The sequence below is a fragment of the Amycolatopsis marina genome (assembly GCF_900111885.1).
Classification (GTDB): domain Bacteria; phylum Actinomycetota; class Actinomycetes; order Mycobacteriales; family Pseudonocardiaceae; genus Amycolatopsis; species Amycolatopsis marina.
The window spans coordinates 85973-106375 of record NZ_FOKG01000002.1 but is presented as its reverse complement, the minus strand read 5'-3'; the positions used below and the strand labels follow the sequence as shown (position 1 = coordinate 106375).

General features: G+C 69.7%; 21 protein-coding genes. 20 read left to right on the top strand and 1 reads right to left on the bottom strand.

All coding sequences use genetic code 11. The features are described from left to right. Window positions 1–27 precede the first annotated feature (27 nt). From BM199_RS04615 to BM199_RS04530, 18 genes are all read left to right on the top strand, one after another. The gene (locus BM199_RS04615) at window positions 28–2376 is read left to right on the top strand and encodes a [protein-PII] uridylyltransferase (protein WP_425425492.1); all 2349 of its coding nucleotides are present in this window, start codon (window positions 28–30) and stop codon (window positions 2374–2376) included. Window positions 2377–2900: 524 nt separating this feature from the next. Further along, a complete protein-coding gene (gene ffh, locus BM199_RS04610) occupies window positions 2901–4466 on the top strand; it encodes a signal recognition particle protein (protein WP_091670066.1) in 1566 nt (521 codons plus the stop codon). Between the two features lies 1 nt (window position 4467). Then, window positions 4468–5535 (top strand): amidohydrolase family protein, encoded by a 1068-nt coding sequence (locus BM199_RS04605; RefSeq protein ID WP_177242470.1) that lies wholly within the window; start codon window positions 4468–4470, stop codon window positions 5533–5535. A gap of 94 nt (window positions 5536–5629) precedes the next feature. Beyond that, window positions 5630–6376, top strand: a complete 747-nt coding sequence (locus BM199_RS04600) for a CPBP family intramembrane glutamic endopeptidase (RefSeq protein ID WP_091670064.1) — start codon at window positions 5630–5632, stop codon at window positions 6374–6376. 59 nt (window positions 6377–6435) lie between these two features. Further along, entirely contained in the window at window positions 6436–7245 is an 810-nt protein-coding gene (locus BM199_RS04595; protein WP_091670062.1) for a CPBP family intramembrane glutamic endopeptidase, read from the top strand. 208 nt (window positions 7246–7453) lie between these two features. Continuing rightward, window positions 7454–7939 carry a 30S ribosomal protein S16 gene (gene rpsP / locus BM199_RS04590; RefSeq protein WP_091670059.1) on the top strand — a complete coding sequence of 162 codons (486 nt, stop codon included), beginning with the start codon at window positions 7454–7456 and terminating at the stop codon, window positions 7937–7939. Further along, window positions 7936–8175, top strand: coding sequence for an RNA-binding protein (locus BM199_RS04585; protein WP_091670056.1), 240 nt, complete (start codon window positions 7936–7938; stop codon window positions 8173–8175). Before rpsP ends, BM199_RS04585 begins: the two co-directional genes overlap by 4 nt. Before the next feature lie 22 nt (window positions 8176–8197). Further along, window positions 8198–8782, top strand: a complete 585-nt coding sequence (gene rimM, locus BM199_RS04580; RefSeq protein ID WP_091670052.1) for a ribosome maturation factor RimM — start codon at window positions 8198–8200, stop codon at window positions 8780–8782. 8 nt (window positions 8783–8790) lie between these two features. After that, a complete protein-coding gene (trmD, locus tag BM199_RS04575; RefSeq protein ID WP_091670049.1) occupies window positions 8791–9555 on the top strand; it encodes a tRNA (guanosine(37)-N1)-methyltransferase TrmD in 765 nt (254 codons plus the stop codon). A gap of 151 nt (window positions 9556–9706) precedes the next feature. Further along, complete coding sequence (gene rplS / locus BM199_RS04570) at window positions 9707–10066, top strand: 50S ribosomal protein L19 (protein WP_091670046.1); 360 nt, start codon at window positions 9707–9709, stop codon at window positions 10064–10066. 42 nt (window positions 10067–10108) lie between these two features. Then, window positions 10109–11065, top strand: coding sequence for a signal peptidase I (gene lepB / locus BM199_RS04565; protein ID WP_091670044.1), 957 nt, complete (start codon window positions 10109–10111; stop codon window positions 11063–11065). A gap of 3 nt (window positions 11066–11068) precedes the next feature. Beyond that, the gene (locus BM199_RS04560) at window positions 11069–11899 is read left to right on the top strand and encodes a ribonuclease HII (RefSeq protein WP_245788158.1); all 831 of its coding nucleotides are present in this window, start codon (window positions 11069–11071) and stop codon (window positions 11897–11899) included. Then, complete coding sequence (locus BM199_RS04555; RefSeq protein ID WP_091670041.1) at window positions 11896–12219, top strand: DUF2469 domain-containing protein; 324 nt, start codon at window positions 11896–11898, stop codon at window positions 12217–12219. Before BM199_RS04560 ends, BM199_RS04555 begins: the two co-directional genes overlap by 4 nt. Window positions 12220–12443: 224 nt before the next feature. Then, window positions 12444–12845, top strand: a complete 402-nt coding sequence (locus tag BM199_RS04550; protein WP_245788157.1) for a YraN family protein — start codon at window positions 12444–12446, stop codon at window positions 12843–12845. Beyond that, window positions 12845–14356 carry a YifB family Mg chelatase-like AAA ATPase gene (locus BM199_RS04545; protein WP_091670038.1) on the top strand — a complete coding sequence of 504 codons (1512 nt, stop codon included), beginning with the start codon at window positions 12845–12847 and terminating at the stop codon, window positions 14354–14356. The genes BM199_RS04550 and BM199_RS04545 overlap by 1 nt, the downstream gene beginning before the upstream one ends. After that, entirely contained in the window at window positions 14353–15525 is a 1173-nt protein-coding gene (gene dprA, locus BM199_RS04540) for a DNA-processing protein DprA (protein WP_091670035.1), read from the top strand. The genes BM199_RS04545 and dprA overlap by 4 nt, the downstream gene beginning before the upstream one ends. A 33-nt stretch (window positions 15526–15558) precedes the next feature. Continuing rightward, window positions 15559–16596, top strand: a complete 1038-nt coding sequence (locus BM199_RS04535; protein WP_091670032.1) for a tyrosine recombinase XerC — start codon at window positions 15559–15561, stop codon at window positions 16594–16596. Window positions 16597–16753: 157 nt separating this feature from the next. After that, complete coding sequence (locus BM199_RS04530; RefSeq protein ID WP_342741692.1) at window positions 16754–17563, top strand: FliA/WhiG family RNA polymerase sigma factor; 810 nt, start codon at window positions 16754–16756, stop codon at window positions 17561–17563. Window positions 17564–17582: 19 nt separating this feature from the next. On the opposite strand, the gene BM199_RS04525 is transcribed toward BM199_RS04530, so the two are convergent. Next, entirely contained in the window at window positions 17583–18131 is a 549-nt protein-coding gene (locus BM199_RS04525) for a M23 family metallopeptidase (RefSeq protein WP_177242469.1), read from the bottom strand. 423 nt (window positions 18132–18554) lie between these two features. On the opposite strand from BM199_RS04525, the gene rpsB reads away from it, so the two are divergent. Beyond that, window positions 18555–19436 (top strand): 30S ribosomal protein S2, encoded by an 882-nt coding sequence (gene rpsB, locus BM199_RS04520; RefSeq protein ID WP_091670022.1) that lies wholly within the window; start codon window positions 18555–18557, stop codon window positions 19434–19436. A 108-nt stretch (window positions 19437–19544) separates the two neighbouring features. Next, the gene (gene tsf, locus BM199_RS04515; RefSeq protein ID WP_091670019.1) at window positions 19545–20369 is read left to right on the top strand and encodes a translation elongation factor Ts; all 825 of its coding nucleotides are present in this window, start codon (window positions 19545–19547) and stop codon (window positions 20367–20369) included. Window positions 20370–20403 lie beyond the last annotated feature (34 nt).

Sequence of the window (20403 nt, the reverse complement as noted above, 5' to 3'; positions counted from 1 at the left end):
GGGCCGTGGTCGTAGGGGGGTAAGGGCGTGTCTGACGAATCCGATCTCGCTCGCAACGGATCCATCAGACACGCCCTGGTCGAGGCCACGGAGAGGTTGCTGGAAGGCAGGCACGGTCGGCTCGGTGCCTCGGCACTGCGCGACGCGCTCGTCGACCTCTACGAGTTCTGGCTTGGCAAGGCCGCCACGGCGGCCGGCGTGGACACCGCCGAACCGGGTGTCGCGCTGGTCGCCGTCGGCGGGCTCGGCCGACGCGAACTCGTTCCCTTCTCCGATCTTGACCTGGTACTGGTACACAACGACAATCCGCGCGTCGGGGAGATCGCCGACGCGCTTTGGTATCCGTTGTGGGACGCCAGGGTCGGGCTGGACCACTCGGTCCGCACTCCGGCACAGGCCCTGCAGGTCGCTTCCGAGGATCTGCGGACGGCGATCGGCCTGCTCGACGCGCGGCATATCGCGGGCGACGCCGAGTTGACCGGCAGGCTGGGCACGGCAGCACGGGACGCATGGCGCCGCACCGCCCGTAAACGGATTCCCGAACTCGCGGAAGCGACGCGGCAACGCTGGCATCGCAGCGGCGAGATCGCCCAGTCCGCCGAGCCCGACCTCAAGTACGGCAGGGGCGGACTGCGCGATCTCGGCCTGATCGACGCGTTCGCGCTCGCCCAGCTGACCGACCGACCCGGGGAGGAGTTGCGGGAGGCACGCCAGCTGCTGCTGGATGTCCGGACGGAACTGCGCAGGGAACTGCACAGGGACCGCGACGTGCTCGACGCCGCGGACGCGGCCCTGGTGGCCGCCGAACTCGGCTTCGGTGACCGGTTCGCGCTGGCGCGCGAGCTGTCCGGGGCCGGACGAGCGGTCGCCTACGCCGTCGACGTGGCCCTTCGATCCACTGTGGATGTGCCGAGGGCCAGGTTCGGCAGACGGCCCGCCAGGACCCCACTGGACGACGGGGTCGTGTTGCACGGCAGCGAGGTCGCACTCGCCAGGGACGCCGTGCCCGCCCGTGACCCCGGACTGTTGCTCCGGGTCGCCGCCGCCTCCGCCCGAACCGGAAAGCCCGTCGCGCACGGTACACTTCGGACACTCGCGGACACGGCCCCCGAGTTGCGGGCCCCGTGGCCGCCCGGTGCGCGGCAGGCGCTGACCGAGCTGCTCGGCGCGGGAGAGGGTCTCGTCGACGCGGTCGAGGCATTGGACAGGACCGGGCTGTGGGCCAGGTTGTTCCCGGAATGGGGCGCCGTACGCGACCTCCCGCCCCGCGAACCCGTGCACTCCTGGAGTGTGGACCGGCACCTGGTCCAGGCCTGCGTCGAGGCGGCCAGGCTCACGACGACCGTGTCCCGGCCGGATCTGCTCCTGTTCGCGGCGCTGCTGCACGACATCGGCAAGGGCAGGCCCGCGGACCACTCGGAGCTCGGGGCGAAGATCGCGGCCCAGGTGACGGAGCGGCTCGGGCTGTCGCCCGCGGACTGCGCACTGGTCTCCGACGTGGTCCGGCATCACCTGCTGCTGCCGCACACCGCGACCCGGCGGGACATCAGTGAGCCGGACACCATTCGCAGGGTGGCCGACACGCTGAACGACGACCCCGTGTTGCTGGAGCTGCTGCACGCGTTGTCGATCGCCGACTCGATCGCCACCGGTCCAGGGGTGTGGACCGAATGGAAGGCAGGGCTGATCGCCGAGCTGGTGTCGCGCTGCCGGGAGGTGATGCACGGCAACGTTTTCGTCCCACCCGCTCCGGTGACCGCAACGCAGCGGGAACTCATCGCCGCCGCCGTGCGCACCGGAAGGGGGGAGGTGCTCGTGCGCACCGAGGGCAACCTCGCCACGATCACCCTCGCCGTTCCCGCCGCGGTGGAACTGCTCGCTCCCGCCGCCGGCGTACTGGCGCTGCACTCGATGGAGGTGCACACCGCGGCGTTGCGCGCACACGGGGGCGGCCGGGTCGGGGTGTTCACCGCGTCCCCGAAGTTCGGCTCGCTGCCGCAGACGTCCCTGCTGCGCGAGCAGTTCGCCAGGGCAGCGGCCGGAGCGCTGGGCATCACCCCGAAACTCGCCGCGAAGGAACGCGACTACGGGGGGCCTCCCGTGTCCTCCGTGCGGCCGAGGGTGCTCTGGTTCGACGAGGAAACCAGCGGTGCCGACACCGTGGTGCTCGAGCTCAGGGCGGTCGACCGGATCGGCCTGTTGTACAGCGTGGCCAGGGCACTGAGCGGTTACGACGCCGAGGTGCGCTGGGCCAAGGTGGCGACCATGGGCCCCGCCGTCGTCGACTCCTTCGGTGTCTCCCCTCGGCACGGCAGGCTGGATCAGCGGTGGCGCGACGCTGTGGAGGCCGCGGTGCTGGCAGCCTGCCGCAGCTGAATACTCACGCCCGTTCTGAGTAGAAACACCCACTCCTACTTGGGGGTCTTCACGCTGCCGGAACACCCCCGCGGCCCGGCAGTCTTGTGGTCATCACGCGGAGCTGCACCGGACAGTTGCGGAAATCGCCAGGTACTGGGGGTCTGGCGGCGTCCGCAGGCGGGGGGCCGGTGATCCGCGGGACCTGGCCGTCCGGCCGGCTTGAAGAGGGAGCAGGCCGGCTGGACGGACCTCAGTGTCTGTTGGTAGACGCGCGTCACGATCGACTCGGCGAGGCTCGGACCTGGCCCGGACCGTCACCACCGCACGTCACGCGCCCCGCCTCCCCGCTCGTGGGCTCCGCCGCGCGCGTTCTCCGGGGCACCATCGCGACATAGCTCCCGTTCACCAGCGCACTGTCAGCACGGTCGCTGAGCAGGTAGTGCCGCCGTGGCCGCACTCCGTCCGACCCGGGCGACTACCCTCGAAGGTAGCCGGCGGGCGCGCCGGGTGAACAACGACGAACTGCTGGAGCGTGCACACCCGTGTTCGACACCCTCTCCGATCGGCTCACGTCGGTCCTGCAGAACCTGCGCGGCAAGGGGAAGCTCACCGAAGCCGACATCGACGCGACCGCGCGGGAGATTCGCATCGCGCTGCTGGAGGCCGATGTCGCCCTGACGGTGGTGAAGGAGTTCATCGCCCAGATCAAGCAGCGCGCGAAGGGGGAAGAGGTCTCCGGCGCGCTGAACCCGGCGCAGCAGGTCGTCAAGATCGTCAACGAGGAGCTCGTCGGCATCCTCGGCGGGGAGACCCGCAGGCTGAACCTCGCCAAGAACCCGCCCACCGTCATCATGCTCGCCGGCCTGCAGGGATCCGGTAAGACGACGCTGGCTGGCAAGCTCGCGGTCTGGCTGAAGAAGCAGGGTCACGCGCCCATGCTGGTGGCCTGTGACCTGCAACGACCCAACGCGGTGACGCAGCTGCAGGTGGTCGGTGAGCGCGCCGGTGTGCCCACCTTCGCCCCGGAGCCGGGCAACGGCGTCGGCGAGCCCGTGGACGTGGCCCGGCGCGGTATCGACGAGGCCCGCCACGCCCAGCACGATGTGCTGATCGTCGACACCGCGGGTCGCCTCGGTGTCGACGAGGAACTGATGCGCCAGGCCGCGGATATTCGCGACGCGGTGAGCCCGGACGAGACCCTGTTCGTGGTCGACGCCATGATCGGTCAGGACGCCGTCAACACGGCCGAGGCCTTCCGCGACGGCGTCGGTTTCACCGGTGTGGTGCTCACGAAGCTCGACGGCGACGCACGCGGTGGCGCCGCGCTCTCGGTCCGGCAGGTCACCGGCCAGCCGATCCTGTTCGCGTCCAACGGTGAGAAGCTCGAGGACTTCGACGCCTTCCACCCGGACCGGATGGCCAGCCGCATCCTCGGTATGGGTGACATGCTCACCCTCATCGAACAGGCCGAACAGGCCTTCGACCAGGACAAGGCCGAGCAGGCCGCGGCGAAGCTCGGCAGCGGCGAGATGACGCTGGAGGACTTCCTCGAGCAGATGCTCGCGGTGCGCAAGATGGGCCCGATCGGCAACCTGCTCGGCATGCTGCCGGGGGCGGGGCAGATGAAGGACCAGCTGGCGCAGGTCGACGACAAGCACATCGACCGGTTGCAGGCGATCATCCGCGGCATGACACCGGCCGAGCGCGCGGACCCGAAGATCATCAACGCCTCCCGCAGGCAGCGCATCGCGCGGGGCTCCGGGGTCGCTGTCCGCGAGGTCAACGACCTGGTGAACCGGTTCTACGACGCCAAGAAGATGATGCAGCAGATGGCGGGCCGGTTCGGCTTCGGCGGCGGGCCCGGCGGCGGCAACCGGAAGAACAACCGCAAGGGCAAGAAGGGGAAGAAGGGCAAGGGGCGCGGCCCCACCCAGCCCAAGGTGAAGGGCGGCTTCCCCGGCGGCATGCCGGGCTTCCCGCCCGGCGCGTTTCCCGGCGGCGGCGGTGGCGGGGGCGGTATGCCAGACCTGTCCCAACTCGGCGGCGGCCTGAACGACCTGCCGCCGGACTTCGACCCGTCCAAGTTCAAGCTGCCGAAGAACAAGTAGCGTGCTGCACCTGCGTGGCGTGGTGCTGCCCGAGGGTGAGCATCAGGAACTCTGGATCGCGAACGGCCGGATCAGTACCGAGCCGGTACCGGGAGCCGAATCCCTTGACATCGACGGGTACCTCGTTCCCGGCCTGGTCGACGCCCACTGTCACCCCGGCATCGGGATCGGTGGTCCGGTTTCCCTCGAGGAGGCGGCCGAGCAGGCCACGACCGACCGGGACGCGGGCACGCTGCTGATCCGCGACTGCGGAGTGCCGCTCGACATCCGGCCACTGCAGCAGCGGGCGGACCTGCCGCGAATCATCCGCAGCGGGCGGCATCTGGCCCTGCCGAAGCGCTACATCCCCGGGCTGGGGATCGAGCTCGACGCTCCCGAACAGCTACCGGAGGCCGTCGCGGCACAGGCGGCCGACGGCGACGGCTGGGTAAAACTCGTCGGTGACTGGATCGACCGGTCGGTGGGCGACCTCGCCCCGCTGTGGCCGGACGACGTACTGGCCGAGGCGATCGCGGTGGCGCACGACGCCGGAGCGCGGGTGACGGCGCACGTGTTCGGTGAGGAAGCGCTGCCGGGGCTGATCGAGGCGGGCATTGACTGCCTGGAGCACGGCACCGGTCTCGATGCCGAGCAGATCGACCTGCTCGCCACCAGTGGGACCGCGCTCGTGCCCACACTGATCAATATCGAGAACTTTCCCGGCATCGCCGACAAGGCCACCCGGTTTCCGGCCTACGCCGCGCACATGCGGGACCTGCACGCCCGGGTCGGTGCCACCGTGCGTTCGGCGATCGAGGCGGGCGTGCGGGTGTTCGCGGGCAGTGACGCGGGCGGCATGGTCGAGCACGGCAGGCTGGTGGACGAGATCGAAGCACTGCACCAGGCGGGGATGAGCGCGGAACAGGCGCTCGGGGCCGCTTCCTGGGGCGCGCGGGACTGGCTGGGGCACCAGGGCATCGCCCACGGCGCGCCCGCCGACCTGCTGGTCCTCGACGAGGACCCGAGAGCCGATCTCGGTGCACTGCGCAGGCCCCGGCACATCATCCTGCGCGGACAGCTCATCGGCTGAGCAGAACGTCCCCGATGCCACATTGGGGACGTTGAAGGTCCCCAATGTGGCATTGGGGACATCACACGGATGACGAGCGGGGCGGGGAGGCCGGGTGGGGCGCGAGCACGAAGACAACGCACCCGAGGTCCGGGACGGCCTGGTGTTCGGGGTCCACTGGGGCTTTCTGGCCTTCTTCGCCGGGCTGGGTGGCTACTACCTTGTCTCACTGGTGCTGGCCGCGGTGCTCACGGGCAGCGTCGACGATCTGCCCGCGCGGGCGTCCACCGAGATCGGGCCGATCATCCTGCTGGCGTTCCTGCCCAACCTGCTGCTCGGACTCGGCCCCGCGATCGGGTCGTGGCTTCGAGGGCGGGGCCTGCGCGCGGACTACGGACTGATCCCGAACGCGCGAGATCTCAAGGTGGGCCTGGCCTGTGGCGGCTTCGCGCTGCTCGTGGGGTATCTGCTCAACCTCGTGCTGCTCGCCGTGTACGGCCCGGAATCGGTCAACAGCGGCCCGCTCGTCGAGCTCGCGTCGGGCCTCGGCGACGAGCTCGTCTGGCTGATCCTCGCCGCGTTGGTCGTCGTGCTGGCGGCACCGGTCACCGAGGAACTGCTGTTCCGCGGTGCGATGTGGAACTCACTCGCGTTCTACCGCGTGCCGCAGTGGGCGATCCTGCTGCTCACCGCGCTGGTGTTCGCGCAGGTGCACGGTGAGCCCTCGCGGATGATCGCGCTGTTCGGGCAGGGTGTCGCGATCGGCGTGGCGCGGCTGGTCACCGGGCGTACCGGCGCCAGTATGGTCGCGCACGCCGCGAACAACCTGCCGCCCGCACTGCTGTTGTTCACCATGCCCTGACCCCTTGATCCGCTACCGCTAAGCTGCAGTGCACCCCTGTCGAACACGGAAGGATCGGCGTGACCTCACGGCAGTCCAGGGAGTCGGTCCCCGACGCGGACGACACCCTCGATGCCGAGTCCGCCGCGATCGATACTCCGGTCCGCGGCCCCGCGCCGGTGCATCGGTGGGGCTTCGGTGCGTTCCTGCTGGTGGAAGCCGTACTGCTGGCGTCGGCCGCCTTCGTCGGCGTGCTGCTCGGCAAGCCGGCCGACGGTGGCCCACTGCCCGTCTGGCACGTCCTGATCGGCACGATGGCGCCCACGGTCATCGCCGCCTCCGTCGCGATCCTGATCACCGTGGTCAGGGGCAACGGCCCCCTGGCCGACCTGCACCTGTCCTGGCGATGGGACGACGTGCGCCTCGGCCTGCGCCTCGGGGTGGTCGGCCTGATCTGCACGACCGTCGGAGCGTTCGTGTGGACGCAGGCCGTGGGGGAGGAGAACGCCACCTCGGCGATCAGCGCGATGGTCGAGGACCAGCCGATGTCGGTCTCTGCCGCCGTGGCGATGTTCCTGTACCTCTGGCTGCTCGGCCCGATCTGCGAGGAGGTCATCTACCGTGGCCTGCTGTGGGGTGCGGTCGAGCGGCTGAACTGGGGCAATGAGAAGTGGGGCAGGCTGGCCGCGTTCCTGATCTCCACGGCCGTCTTCGCGGTGAGCCACCTGGAGCCGCTGCGCACGACCCTGCTGCTGGTCATCGCCGTCCCGATCGGGCTGGCCAGGTTCTTCACCGGCAGGCTGCTCGGCAGTGTCGTGGCACACCAGATGAACAACTTCCTGCCCGCGCTGGCGATCCTGCTCACCGGGCTGGGAGTGCTCACCATCTGAGCGAGCGCCGGGCAAGGCTCAGCGCCGTTGCGGGGGACCGAGGGCCGGTCGCCAGGTCCCATCTGGCAGAATAATGGACTGCCTGCTCCGGCCGGACCCTCTCACCGCGCCGGGGCGTCCTGACCTGCGGGCGCTCGCATCCGGATCCCCACACGGATCGTGTCCCGAACCTCGAGCATCGAGAGATACGCAAGGAGTACCCACACCAGTGGCCGTCAAGATCAAGCTGCAGCGCCTCGGCAAGATTCGTGCGCCGTACTACCGGATTATCGTCGCCGACGCGCGCAACCGTCGGGATGGCAAGGCCATCGAGACGATCGGCAAGTACCACCCCAAGGAGGAGCCGAGCTTCATCGAGGTCGACTCCGACCGCGCCCAGCACTGGCTGAAGGTCGGCGCCCAGCCGACCGAGCCGGTGCAGCGCATCCTGGAGATCACCGGCGACTGGCAGAAGTTCAAGGGCCTTCCCGGTGCCGAGGGCACGCTGCGGGTCGCCGAGCCGAAGCCGTCGAAGCAGGACCTCTTCAACGCCGCGCTCGCCGCCGCCGGTGACGCCCCTTCGACCGAGGCCACCACGGCCAAGAAGAAGGGCGGCAAGAAGGCCGACTCCGCGGACAAGGCGGAGAAGACCGAGAAGGCCGAGAAGCCGGAGACCGCTGAGAAGGCCGACGAGGCTGACAAGGCCGAGGCGTGAGCTTTCTCGCCGACTCTCTCGAACACCTGGTTCGCGGAATCGTCGACAATCCGGACGACGTCCGGGTCGAGCTGCTCACCACCCGCCGGGGCCGCACCCTCGAGGTGCACGTCCACCCGGATGATCTGGGCAAGGTGATCGGCCGCGGCGGCCGTACCGCGACCGCCCTGCGCACCGTCATGGGCGGTATCGGTGGTCGTGGGGTACGCGTCGACGTCGTCGACACGGATCGCTGACTACGGGCCGGAAACAGCACCGATGGCGACCGAGTCGACGGATCCGGCGCGCCCGACCGGACAGGCAGGACAGGCGCGGCCCGCAGGGGCGACGCAGGTCGCCGTCGGTCGCGTCGCGAAGGCGCACGGCATCACCGGCGAACTCGCCGTGGACGTGCGTACGGATTCGCCCGAGCGGCGATTCGCGGTCGGGTCGGTGCTGATCGGCCGATCCCGTGACGGAAGTACCCGCAGGCTCACAGTGGCAGCCGCCCGCCAGCACGGCGGGCGGCTGCTCGTGCGTTTCGACGAGGTGCCGGACCGGACGGCGGCGGAAGCCGCGCGGGGGCTTCTGCTGCTCGGGGACACCGCCGACCTCCCCGCGACCGAGGACCCCGACGAGTTCTACGACCACGAACTCGAGGGCCTGCGCGCGGAACTGACCGACGGTTCCGTGGTGGGCACGGTGCGCGAGATCGTCCACTCACCGGGCGGTGAACTGCTGGCGGTGGACCGGGACGGCCGGAGCGTGCTGGTGCCTTTCGTGCGGGACATCGTTCCCACCGTCGACGTCCCGGGCGGCCGCGTCGTGCTCGACCCGCCCGAGGGCCTGCTCGACCTGGAATAGGAGCCGTCGTGCGCATCGACGTCGTCACGATCTTTCCCGAGTACCTCGACCCGCTGCGGGCCGCGCTGCTCGGTCGTGCCATTGACCGGGGCCTGATCGAGGTCGGCGTGCACGATCTCCGTGGCTGGACCCACGACGTGCACCGCGCTGTGGACGACGCCCCGTATGGCGGTGGTCCCGGCATGGTGATGAAGCCGCAGATCTGGGGTGCCGCACTCGACGACGTGTGCGCCGAGGGCAGCAGGCTCGTCGTGCCCACCCCCGCGGGAAGGCCGTTCGACCAGGCGCTCGCGCATGCCTACGCCGAGGAAGAGCACCTCGTTTTCGCCTGCGGGCGGTACGAGGGAATCGACCAGCGGGTCATCGACGACGCCGCGCGGCGGATGCCGGTGGACGAGGTTTCGATCGGTGACTACGTGCTGGTGGGCGGCGAGGCGGCGGTGCTCGTCATGGTGGAGGCGGTCGTCCGTTTGCTGCCCGGGGTGCTCGGTAACCCCGCCTCCGCCGAGCAGGATTCCTTCTCCGCCTTCTCCGGCGGGCTGCTGGAGGGCCCGAGCTACACGCGACCGGAGGTGTGGCGGGACATGGCCGTGCCCGACGTGCTGCGCTCGGGCAATCACGCGCTGATCGACCGGTGGCGCAGGGACGAGTCACTGGAGAGGACCGCGCTCCGGCGACCCGACCTGATCGCGGCACTGCCGGAGGACAGCCTGGACGCGCACGACCGGGCCGTGCTCGAACGGCTCCGCGACCAGCCCGAGCGGACCCCGTGACGGGGTCCGCGCCGGGCATCTGTAATACTTGACCGGTTGGCGCTTGTGGACCACATCGTTCACGCGCCCGCCGAACCCCCGGGCCTGCCGCCAGTGAATCAGGCGCGCGCCCGAATATACGTAGGCCACGAAGGACGAGGACGGACTCCCGATGAACACCCTGGACGCCCTGGACGCACAGTCGATGCGTTCCGACATCCCGGACTTCCGCCCGGGCGACACGCTGAAGGTGCACGTCCGCGTTATCGAGGGCAACCGCGAGCGCAACCAGGTGTTCCAGGGGGTCGTCATCCGCAGGCAGGGTGGCGGCATCCGGGAGACCTTCACCGTGCGGAAGGTGTCCTTCGGCGTCGGCGTCGAGCGCACCTTCCCGGTGCACTCGCCGAACATCGCCAAGCTCGAGGTGCACAAGCGCGGCGACGTGCGGCGCGCGAAGCTCTACTACCTGCGCGATCTGCGTGGCAAGGCCGCCAAGATCAAGGAACGCCGCGAGACCCCCACTGCCTCCTGAGTAGCGGACTCGCTACCGTAGCCTGGCTACGTGGTTGAACCTGTGCCGTCCAACGCAGCTGAGGACGAACCCGAGCGCCCCAAGGACGATATGTCGCCGGACTCCCCGGACTCCGCTGGTGCCTCCTCCGATGAGTCGGAGGAGACAGAACAGGAAGCGGCACACCGCCACCGAAAGCAGAAGAAGCAGCGTTCATTCTGGAAAGAGCTGCCGATCCTGATCGTGGTGGCGCTGGTCTTCGCGTTCCTGATCCAGCAGTTCCTGGCCAGGGTCTACATGATCCCTTCGGGATCGATGGAGGAGACGCTGCACGGATGTCCCGGCTGTACGCCGGACCGCATCCTGGTGGACAAGGTCACCTACAACTTCTCCGATCCCGCTCCCGGCGATGTCGTGGTGTTCAAGGGGCCGGAGCCGTGGGTCGAGAACGAACTACCGGCTCAGGAGTCCAGCAACGGCCTGGTCGAGTTCTTCCGCGGCATCGGTTCCATCGTGGGTCTTGCCCCGCCGGACGAGCGCGACTTCGTCAAGCGGATCATCGCGACGGGCGGGCAGACGGTCGAGTGCTGTGATGACCAGAATCGGGTCATGGTCGACGGTCAGCCTCTGGATGAGCCCTATATCCACTGGGAGAACGGGCAGCGGACCCAGTTGGAGTTCGGCCCGGTGACCGTCCCGGAGGGGTCGGTCTGGGTCATGGGCGACAACCGGAACAACTCGCAGGACTCCCGTTACCAGGGTGGTGGCGGTGAGCGCGGCGCTGTTCCGGTCGACAACATCATCGGCAAGGCGCGGATCATCGTGCTGCCGCCGAGTCGCTGGGGCGGGATCAGCGATCACAACCCTCAGCAGGCGTCTGCCCAGGCGAGCGCGATGAGTGCTCCAGGGTGGCAGGACGGCCTGCCGATCGGTATCGGAGCGCTCGCCGCATGGCCGGCCGTGGCGGGCGGGCGCAGGCTTGCCGTTTCCGTCCGCGGGACGGCTGACCGGAAGCGGTAGTACGTGGTCGCGCCCAAGCCGGTCGCGTCGGCCATTCGCCCTCCCCGCGCTGTCGTGCGCGGGGAGATCCAGTGGGGCCTGCAGGCCGCGCTCGATCGTCGAGGTCTCGGCCCGGTGGCGGGTGTCGACGAGGCAGGCAGGGGGGCCTGCGCGGGACCGCTGGTGGTCGCCGCTTGTGTGCTGCGCCCCGGTGACGGGGCACGGCTGCCCGAACTGACCGACTCCAAGCTGCTCACCGCTGCCGCCCGCGAGCGGGTCTACGAGCGTGTGCTGGCGCGGGCACTGGACTACTCGATCGTGGTGGTCCCGACGGAGGAAGTCGACGCGGTCGGCATCCATGTGACCAACGTCGAGGGCATGCGCAGGGCCGTGGCCGGCCTCGACCTGCAACCCGGATACGTGCTCACGGACGGCTTCGGCGTCCCCGGACTGCCCGCTCCCAGCATTCCCGTGATCAAGGGAGACCGCGCGGTCGCGTGCGTGGCAGCGGCATCCGTGCTGGCGAAGGTCACCAGGGACCGGATCATGGCGGGCCTGCACGAGGAACACCCGGTGTACGGCTTCGACATCCACAAGGGCTACACCACCGCCGAGCACGGCGCGGCACTCACCGAACACGGTCCCAGCGAGGTGCACCGGTGGTCCTACACGAACGTCGCGATGGCCGCCGTCGCACATGGCAGGCGTCCGTCCCGCCGCGTCCTGCTCACCGCGGCCGCACTTGTGCGGATGTCGGGCGAGGCGGAACCCGCAGCTGACGGTGGCGTGAGTCAGAATGGACCATCCGCCGTGCAACGGCCGACCAGCTCGCGAGGAGGGGCGCGCATTTCATGAGCGCAGAGGATCTCGAGAAGTACGAGACCGAGATGGAGCTGTCGCTGTACCGGGAGTACCGCGACATCGTCAGCCAGTTCTCGTATGTGGTGGAGACCGAGCGCCGGTTCTATCTGGCCAACGCCGTGGACGTGCAGGTACGTGACGGTGGCGGCGAGGTCTACTTCGAGGTGCGGATGTCCGACGCCTGGGTGTGGGACATGTACCGGCCCGCTCGGTTCGTCAAGCATGTCCGGGTCATCACGTTCAAGGACGTGAACGTCGAGGAGCTGGACAAGCCCGAACTCCGGTTGCCCGAGGATGGCCCCTTCACCGGCTAGGAGGGGCGGAGGAAGGCGCTCGCGTCAGGTGCCGCGGCACGCTCCTCCGGCGCGGCCAACACCTTGTTGCAACTTCCGCCGACCCGCCTGTTCGCGGGTCGGCGGAAGTTGTCCACAGCCCCCGTTTTGTCCACAGGTTCGCGAACTCACTCTGTCGCCTGCCCCTGTCGCACTGGCAGCTTCGGAGGTGACCGAGCTGAGGTTGGCAGAACCTGGGGGTAGCGGTGACCGGAACGATCGAGCGCGTAGCGCCTGCACCTGGCAGTGGCCGTCCTGCCCATCTGGAGCTGGGCCGCAGGGGAGAGGAGCTGGCCGCCGAGTACCTGCGCGATCTCGGACTTGTGGTACTCGACCGGAACTGGCGTTGCCGCGACGGTGAACTCGACCTGATCACCACGGACGGCACGATCGTCGTCGTCTGTGAGGTGAAGACTCGTTCGGGAACCGGTTACGGCGCTCCGGAGGAGGCAGTCACGCCGGTGAAGGCCGCCAGGGTCCGCAGGCTGGCCTACCGTTGGTTACGCGAGAACCGCATTGGCTGGTGCACGGTCCGCTGCGACGTCGTGTCGGTCCTGCTCCGACCGCACCACACGGCAGAGATCCGCCACCTGCCGGGAGTGTTCTGATGCCGCTGGCACGCACCTGGTCGGTCGCGCTGCTCGGGATCGAAGGCAGGCTCGTGGAGATCGAGGCGGATCTCGGCGCGGGGCTACCTGGCATCAAACTGCTCGGCCTGCCGGATCCGGGCCTCCGAGAGGCGAAGGACCGGGTCAAAGCGGCAGTGCGCAACAGCGGACTGTCCTGGCCGGAACGCCACGTCACGCTCGGCTTGTCACCCGCCAACCTGCCCAAGGCCGGTTCCGCCTACGACCTGGGCATCGCGATCGCCGTGCTCACCGCCGCGAGCGTCGTGCCTGCCGACAAGTTGTCCAGCACCGCCCTGCTCGGCGAGTTGGCACTCGACGGACGGCTGCGCCCCGTTCGTGGCGTCCTTCCCGCACTGCTCGCGGCGCAGGGCGCAGGCCTCACGCGAGCGGTCGTGCCCGCGGAGTCGCTGCCGGAGGCGGCACTGGTGGACGGGATGGAAGTCGGCGGAGCAGCCTGCCTCACCGAGGTGCTCGCATGGCTCAGGGAGGAGCAGTCGCTGGTGGCACCCAGCGCCCGCGTGGGGGAGGGCGAGCCACCGGTGCCCGACCTTGCCGACGTCGTCGGCCAGCCCGAGGCGCGGTGGGCGCTGGAGGTGGCGGCGGCGGGCGGGCACCACCTCCTGCTCACCGGCCCTCCCGGGATCGGCAAGACGATGCTCGCGCGCCGCCTGCCGGGACTCTTGCCCCTGCTCACCCCCGCGGAATCCCTCGAGGTCACCGCGGTCCACTCGGTCCACGGGTCACTCGCGCCGGCGTCTCCGCTGGTGCGCGTGCCCCCGATCGTCGCGCCGCACCACTCGATCTCGGTGGCCGCGCTCATCGGGGGCGGCAGCGGCCTCGCGGTACCAGGGGCGATCAGCCGAGCGCACCGCGGCGTCCTTTTCCTCGACGAGGCATGCGAGTTCGGCCCGCAACGGCTGGAGTCGCTGCGCACCGCACTGGAGGAGGGAGAGGTGCGAATAGCGCGGCAGCGTGGGGTCGCTCGCTACCCCGCGCGTTTCCAGCTCGTGCTCGCCTGCAATCCATGTCCGTGCGCGCCTGCGCGGGAGACCGACTGCGCGTGCTCTCCCTCGGTGCGGCGCCGGTACATGGCCCGGCTGTCCGGTCCGCTGCTGGACCGGGTGGATCTGCGTGTCCGGATGCGTCCGCTCACCGCTATCGCCAATCTTGACGGCGGTGAACCCGAGAGTTCGGAAACGGTCCGGCTGCGGGTTCTGCGGGCCCGTGAGCGAGCCGCACACCGGTGGGCGGGTCGCGGCTGGCGGCACAACGGCGAGGTGCCAGGCCCGGTACTGCGCCGCGAATTCACCCTGCCCACCTCGGTCACCGCGCTGCTCGAACGTGCGCTGAGCCGGGGCTCACTCACTGCGCGAGGCGCAGACCGGTGCCTGCGCATCGCCTGGACGCTCGGTGACCTGGCCGGGGCCGCGAGGCCGGACTCGGACCACGTCGCCGCCGCACTCGAGTTCAGGGACAGGAGAGCGGCATGACCGGCTCCGATGCCGGAGGTGAGGCGCGCCGTGCACGGGCCTACCTGCTCCGGGTCGCGGAACCACCCGCGCCCGCGCTGGCCGCGTTCGCATCCGCACGAGGAGTGTGCGAAGCGGCGGCGCGGGTACGCGCTGGCCAGGTGCCTGATCCAGTTGCCCAGGAGACCAGCGCGCGGCGCGAACTGGAGTTGGCCAACCGCGATCTCGCCGAGGCCGCCCGGCTCGGCATGCGGCTGATCACCCCGGAGGACGAGGAATGGCCCGCGTGGCCCCTGTTGTCGCTGGACATCGCCACCGGCAGGGGACTGCGCGGGCTCGCACCGCCGATCGCGATCTGGGGCCGCGGCGAAGGGAGGCTCGACGGGCTCACGGAACGAGCGGTGGCCGTGGTCGGCGCGCGGGCCGCCACAGGCTACGGCGAGCACACCGCGGCCGAGTTGGCCCATGGGCTCGCCAGTGCGGGTCTGACGGTGGTCTCCGGAGCGGCCTACGGCATCGACGGGGCAGCACACCGCGGGTGCCTCGCCGCTGAAGGGCCGACCATCGCCGTACTTGGCTGCGGGCTGGACGCGGGCTATCCGGCAGGGCACGTGGGTCTGCTCGGCCGGGTAGCCCGAACCGGACTGGTGATCAGCGAATACCCGCCAGGAACGCCTCCCGCCCGGCATCGCTTCCTGGTGCGCAACCGGCTGATCGCCGCGCTCAGCAGTGGCACGGTCGTCGTCGAGGCCGGCGGGCGTAGCGGTGCTCGCAACACGGCGGGGCGGGCGAGCGCACTGGGCAAGGTGGTCATGGCCGTGCCGGGACCGGTGGGCTCCGTGCTGTCAGTCGGCTGCCACTCGCTGATCCGGGAAGGTGAGGCGACGCTGGTGGCTTCGGTCGGTGATGTGCTGGACAGCGTCGGTCCGCTCGGATCGGCCTCGCCGGAGGCCGCCCGGCCGCAGCGCTCGACGGACGGTCTCAGCGCGCAGGCGTTGCGCGTCCATGAAGCACTGGGTGGAAGGCAAGGGAAATCACCTGATGGTGTGGCGACCGAATCGGGAGTGCCGCTCTCGCGTGTCCGAGCGCTGTTGCCCGAGCTGGAGCTGGAGGGGCTGGCCGAACGTTGCGAGAGTGGGTGGCGGCGGACCGGCCGAGGCAAGGGTGCCGGAGGGCGTGGCGATGCTTGACCGCGGCCTCCCGGTGGCGCAGCGTCCAGGGTTATGGCGTCATCGGCACGACGAGCAGACCTCCTCCGCATCCGTTCCCGGTTGCCGCGCGCCGCCGACGAACTCGTCGCCGCCTACGAGCGGCACCTGACTTTCGAGCGTGGGCTCTCCGCCCACACGGTGCGCGCCTACCTCGGTGACGTGGTTTCGCTGCTGGGATTCCTGCACGGGGTGACCGAGGCCGAAGCTCAGGAACAGGAGCAGGGCGCTTTCGGCGGCTCCACCTCGGCCGACGACACGGGCGGTCCGCTGGACGGACTCGACATCGCCGAGCTGCGTGCGTGGCTCGCAGGCCAGCGAGCAGGCGGGCTGAGCAGGACGACACTGTCCAGGCGCACGGCTGCTGTGCGCACCTTCACCGCATGGGTCCACAAACGGGGATTTCTGCCGACGGACCCCGGTGCGCGCCTGGTCGCTCCGCGTCCGCAGCGCACGCTGCCCGGCGTGCTGCGGCACACCGAAGCCGCCGAGGTGATGCGTGGCTCCGCCGCGGGGGCCAGGGAGCGCGATCCGGTCGCGTTGCGTGATCACGCGATGCTGGAACTGCTTTACGCCACCGGGATCCGGGTCGCGGAGTTGTGCGGTCTCGATGTCGGAGACGTCGACTTCGACCGGCGCGTGCTCAGGGTCCTCGGTAAGGGCTCACGAGAGCGGACCGTGCCGTTCGGTGTTCCGGCCGCGCGAGCCGTTCGCGACTGGATCGACGACGGGAGGCCGCAGGTACTCGCAGGCCGCGGGCGCGACTCGACCGAAACGGCTCTGTTCCTGGGGGTCCGGGGGGCCCGCCTCGACCCCCGTGCGGTCCGCCGCGTGGTGCACGACGCGGTTGAATCCGTGCCGGGAGCGGCGTCAATGGGCCCACATGGCCTGCGCCACTCGGCGGCGACTCACCTGCTGGAGGGAGGCGCTGACCTTCGCAGCGTTCAGGAACTGCTTGGTCACGCTACGCTTGCGACAACGCAGCTCTACACTCACGTGACCGTCGAGCGGCTGAAGGCGATCCATGACCAAACCCACCCCCGAGCCCGATGAGGGTGCGCCGCCGACTTCGCACGAGCCGGGAGACCACCCTGACCGCGTTACTGACCGAGCGTCTGAGAACCGGAACATGCCTGGCCCGCCTCACCAGCCGAGCGGGGGCGCTGCTGCGCCCCCGCGCTTCCAGACGGGCCCTGAGACCGGGGCTCTCATGACAGCTCAGTACGAGCTCACCGAGGCGGGTGAGACCGAAGGCAGCGACGTCGACGCGGGTATCCAGGCGTTGTGGCGGCAGTTCTCCCGTGCTCCTGAACAGCGCATCCGCGACCGTCTCGTGCTGCACTACGCACCGCTGGTCAAGTACGTCGCAGGGCGGGTCGGCACCGGTCTGCCCACACACGTGGACGTCGGCGATCTGGTGCAGTCCGGCATCTTCGGGCTCGTCGATGCGATCGAGAAGTTCGATCCCGAACGCGGGCTGCGGTTCGAGACCTACGCGATGCAGCGCATTCGCGGCGCGATTCTGGACGACCTGCGGTCGCAGGACTGGGTGCCGCGGGTGGTGCGCAGCCGGGCCCGCGAGGCGGAGCGTGCCCTGGAACGGCTGGGTGCCCGGCTGCACCGGACGCCGACCGACGCCGAACTGGCCGCCGAGTTGGGCATCACGGTGGCCGAACTCCGAGACCTCTACGGCCAGCTGCGGTTGACCAGCGTCGTCGCACTGGAGGATCTGGTCGCGGCGGGCAAGGAGACCGGCTCCTTGGTGGACACGCTGCCCGACGACGATGCCGTCGACCCCGTGGCGGTCCTTGTAGACCAGGACAACCGTCGCCAGTTGGCCGAGGCCATCGCACAACTCACCGAGCGCGACCGGGTGGTGGTCAGCCTCTACTACTTCGAGAGCCTGACCCTGGCCGAAATCGGGAAGGTCCTCGGGGTGACCGAGTCCCGCGTGAGCCAGCTGCACACTCGTGCGGTGCTGCGGCTGCGGGCGAAGCTGGTCGAGCAGGCCACTGTCTGAACTTGTCGGTGAACTGGGGTTACGGCTCCCACGGCTTGAGTCGCAGTCTGGTGTCCGGCCGGACCAGGCGCAACGGATTCAGGTACTCGCCTGCCCTGAGTGCGCCCCAGTGCAGACATGCGGCCACGGGGCAGGCCTCGTGGCCCGCGGCGACCTGGCCGATCACCTGGCCGCGATGGATCTGCTCCCCGGTGCTGACCGTGGGCACCACCGGCTCATAGGTGGTGCGGAGTTCGCCGTCGTGTTCGATCGACACCACTCCACGACCCGCGACCGTCCCGGCGAACCGCACCGTGCCCTCGCCCGCGGCGAGCACGGAATGCCCCACCTCGGTGCTCAGGTCGACCCCGCGGTGCCCCGGCCCGTACGGATGAGCGGGCTCCTCGAAATTCCTGGTCACCGCCGGTGCTGGCAGTAGCGGCCAGCTGAAGCGCGGCTCGAGACCGGCCGCCGCGGCGGGTATCGCCACCGCCTGCGGGTGCGGCCACGGCAGGAGGAGCAGGCTGATTGTGACCACCAGTGCGAGCGGCGCGTGCCGCCGGTGGACGTGGGCTCGGTCGGAACTCATGGAACTCATGGAACTCAGCCTGGGGCAGCAGGCGATCGGGTGGGCGAGCCGCGCAAGATCTGTGGACAACCGCGTGCGCCGGGAACAACCAGGCGCGATGGTCGTCGCGTGCGACCGGCCCGGGCCGCGTGCGGTGCCCTGGTCGGCCCCGGTGCTGGTCGCGTGGCGTACAATCTGTGCCGCAGTCTGTGCATGCACTGACTGACTCCGCAGTGACGTGCGCGTTCCGCCGGGATTTCTCCGGAAACTCCTGGTCAGCGGGACACACAACGTTCGGCGGTCCCCCCGGTTCAAACCCCCGAGGGGTCCGGACGTTGGCACGGCACCAGGGCGAGCGGCCACCCGGCCGATCGCGACAAAACCGACCGCGCATGTCGGGCGCAAGCACGGCATGCCCAAGATAGAAGAGGTGCGAATCCGGCTATGGCCGTCGTCACCATGAAGCAGCTGCTCGATTCCGGCGTGCACTTCGGGCACCAGACCCGCCGCTGGAACCCGAAGATGAAGCGCTACATCTTCACCGAGCGCAACGGCATCTACATCATCGACCTGCAGCAGACGCTGACCTACATCGACCGCGCCTTCGAGTTCATCAAGGAGACGGTCGCGCACGGCGGCACGATCATGTTCGTGGGCACGAAGAAGCAGGCCCAGGAAGCGATCGCGGCCGAGGCCCTGCGCGTCGGCATGCCCTTCGTGAACCAGCGCTGGCTCGGCGGAATGCTGACCAACTTCCAGACCGTGCACCGTCGTCTCCAGCGGCTCAAGGAGCTGGAGTCGATGGAGCAGACCGGCGGTTTCGTGGGACTGAACAAGCGCGAAATCCTCACGCTCACCCGCGAGAAGGACAAGCTGGAGAAGACTCTCGGCGGTATCCGCGACATGTCCAAGGTGCCAAGCGCCGTGTGGATCGTGGACACCAAGAAGGAGCACATCGCCGTCGGCGAGGCGCGCAAGCTCAACATCCCGGTGGTCGCGATCCTGGACACCAACTGCGACCCGGACGAGGTCGACTACCCGATCCCGGGTAACGACGACGCGATCCGTTCCGCGGCGCTGCTGACCAAGGTCGTCGCCGAGGCGGCCGCGGCCGGGCTGATGGCCCGCTCGGGCCGCAACGGCGCCGCTGTCGACGGTCAGGACAAGCCGGAGCCGGGTGTGGCGACGGATGAGCCGCTGGCCGAGTGGGAGAAGGAGCTTCTCGCCGGATCCGACTCCGCCGCTGGTGACGCCGAGAAGGCCGAGACCAACGTCGAGGCCGCCACCGAGCAGCCCCAGCAGACCGAGCAGACCACCGCGTCCTGACGGCGGTTCGAACACCGACTTCGATGTTGTCCCGCGGCCGTTCCGGCGGCCGCGGGGCACAGCCACCAAACCATCCCGCGTACAGGGGAAAAGGAACGGAAACGCACGATGGCGAACTACACCGCGGCGGACGTCAAGCGCCTCCGCGAACTCACCGGCGCCGGCATGATGAACTGCAAGAAGGCACTGGAGGACAGCGACGGCGACTTCGACAAGGCCGTTGAGTTCCTGCGCATCAAGGGTGCCAAGGACGTCGGCAAGCGCGCCGAGCGGGCGACCGCCGAGGGTCTGGTCGCCGGTGACGGCGGCGCGCTGATCGAGCTGAACTCCGAGACCGACTTCGTTGCCAAGAACGAGGAGTTCCAGCAGCTGGCCGCGAAGATCGTCGAGGCCGCCAGGGCCGCCAAGACCAACGACGTCGAGCAGCTGAAGGCTGCCGACCTCGGCGGGAAGACGGTGGACGAGGCCGTGCAGGAGCTGGCCGCCAAGATCGGCGAGAAGCTCGAGCTGCGCAGGGCCGCCTACTTCGACGGCACCGTGTCCACCTACCTGCACCGCCGTGGCTCGGACCTGCCTCCCGCGGTCGGCGTCCTCGTCGAGTACACCGGTGAGGGTGACGCCGCAGCCGACGCCGCTCGCGGTGCCGCGCTGCAGGTCGCCGCGCTGAAGGCGAAGTACCTGACGCGCGACGAGGTCCCGAACGACCTCGTGGAGAACGAGCGGCGCATCGCCGAGCAGACCGCCCGCGAGGAGGGCAAGCCGGAGCAGGCTCTGCCCAAGATCATCGAGGGCAAGGTGAACGCCTTCTACAAGGACGCCGTGCTGCTTGACCAGCCTTCGGTGACCGACAACAAGAAGACGGTCAAGGCTCTGCTCGACGAGGCGGGTGTGACCGTTACCCGGTTCGTCCGCTTCGAGGTCGGCCAGCAGTAGAGCCGACGCGCGCGACACGGACAGTGCCCCGTCT

What these genes read in the sequence shown, in the direction of transcription:
- rpsB (WP_091670022.1), top strand. Translation starts at nt 18,555, where the DNA reads ATGGCCGTCGTCACCATGAAGCAGCTGCTCGATTCCGGCGTGCACTTC.
- BM199_RS04535 (WP_091670032.1), top strand. Translation starts at nt 15,559, where the DNA reads ATGGCGTCATCGGCACGACGAGCAGACCTCCTCCGCATCCGTTCCCGG.
- tsf (WP_091670019.1), top strand. Translation starts at nt 19,545, where the DNA reads ATGGCGAACTACACCGCGGCGGACGTCAAGCGCCTCCGCGAACTCACC.
- dprA (WP_091670035.1), top strand. Translation starts at nt 14,353, where the DNA reads ATGACCGGCTCCGATGCCGGAGGTGAGGCGCGCCGTGCACGGGCCTAC.
- BM199_RS04555 (WP_091670041.1), top strand. Translation starts at nt 11,896, where the DNA reads ATGAGCGCAGAGGATCTCGAGAAGTACGAGACCGAGATGGAGCTGTCG.
- BM199_RS04545 (WP_091670038.1), top strand. Translation starts at nt 12,845, where the DNA reads ATGCCGCTGGCACGCACCTGGTCGGTCGCGCTGCTCGGGATCGAAGGC.
- BM199_RS04530 (WP_342741692.1), top strand. Translation starts at nt 16,754, where the DNA reads ATGACAGCTCAGTACGAGCTCACCGAGGCGGGTGAGACCGAAGGCAGC.
- rplS (WP_091670046.1), top strand. Translation starts at nt 9,707, where the DNA reads ATGAACACCCTGGACGCCCTGGACGCACAGTCGATGCGTTCCGACATC.
- BM199_RS04525 (WP_177242469.1), bottom strand. Translation starts at nt 18,131, where the DNA reads ATGAGTTCCGACCGAGCCCACGTCCACCGGCGGCACGCGCCGCTCGCA.
- rimM (WP_091670052.1), top strand. Translation starts at nt 8,198, where the DNA reads ATGGCGACCGAGTCGACGGATCCGGCGCGCCCGACCGGACAGGCAGGA.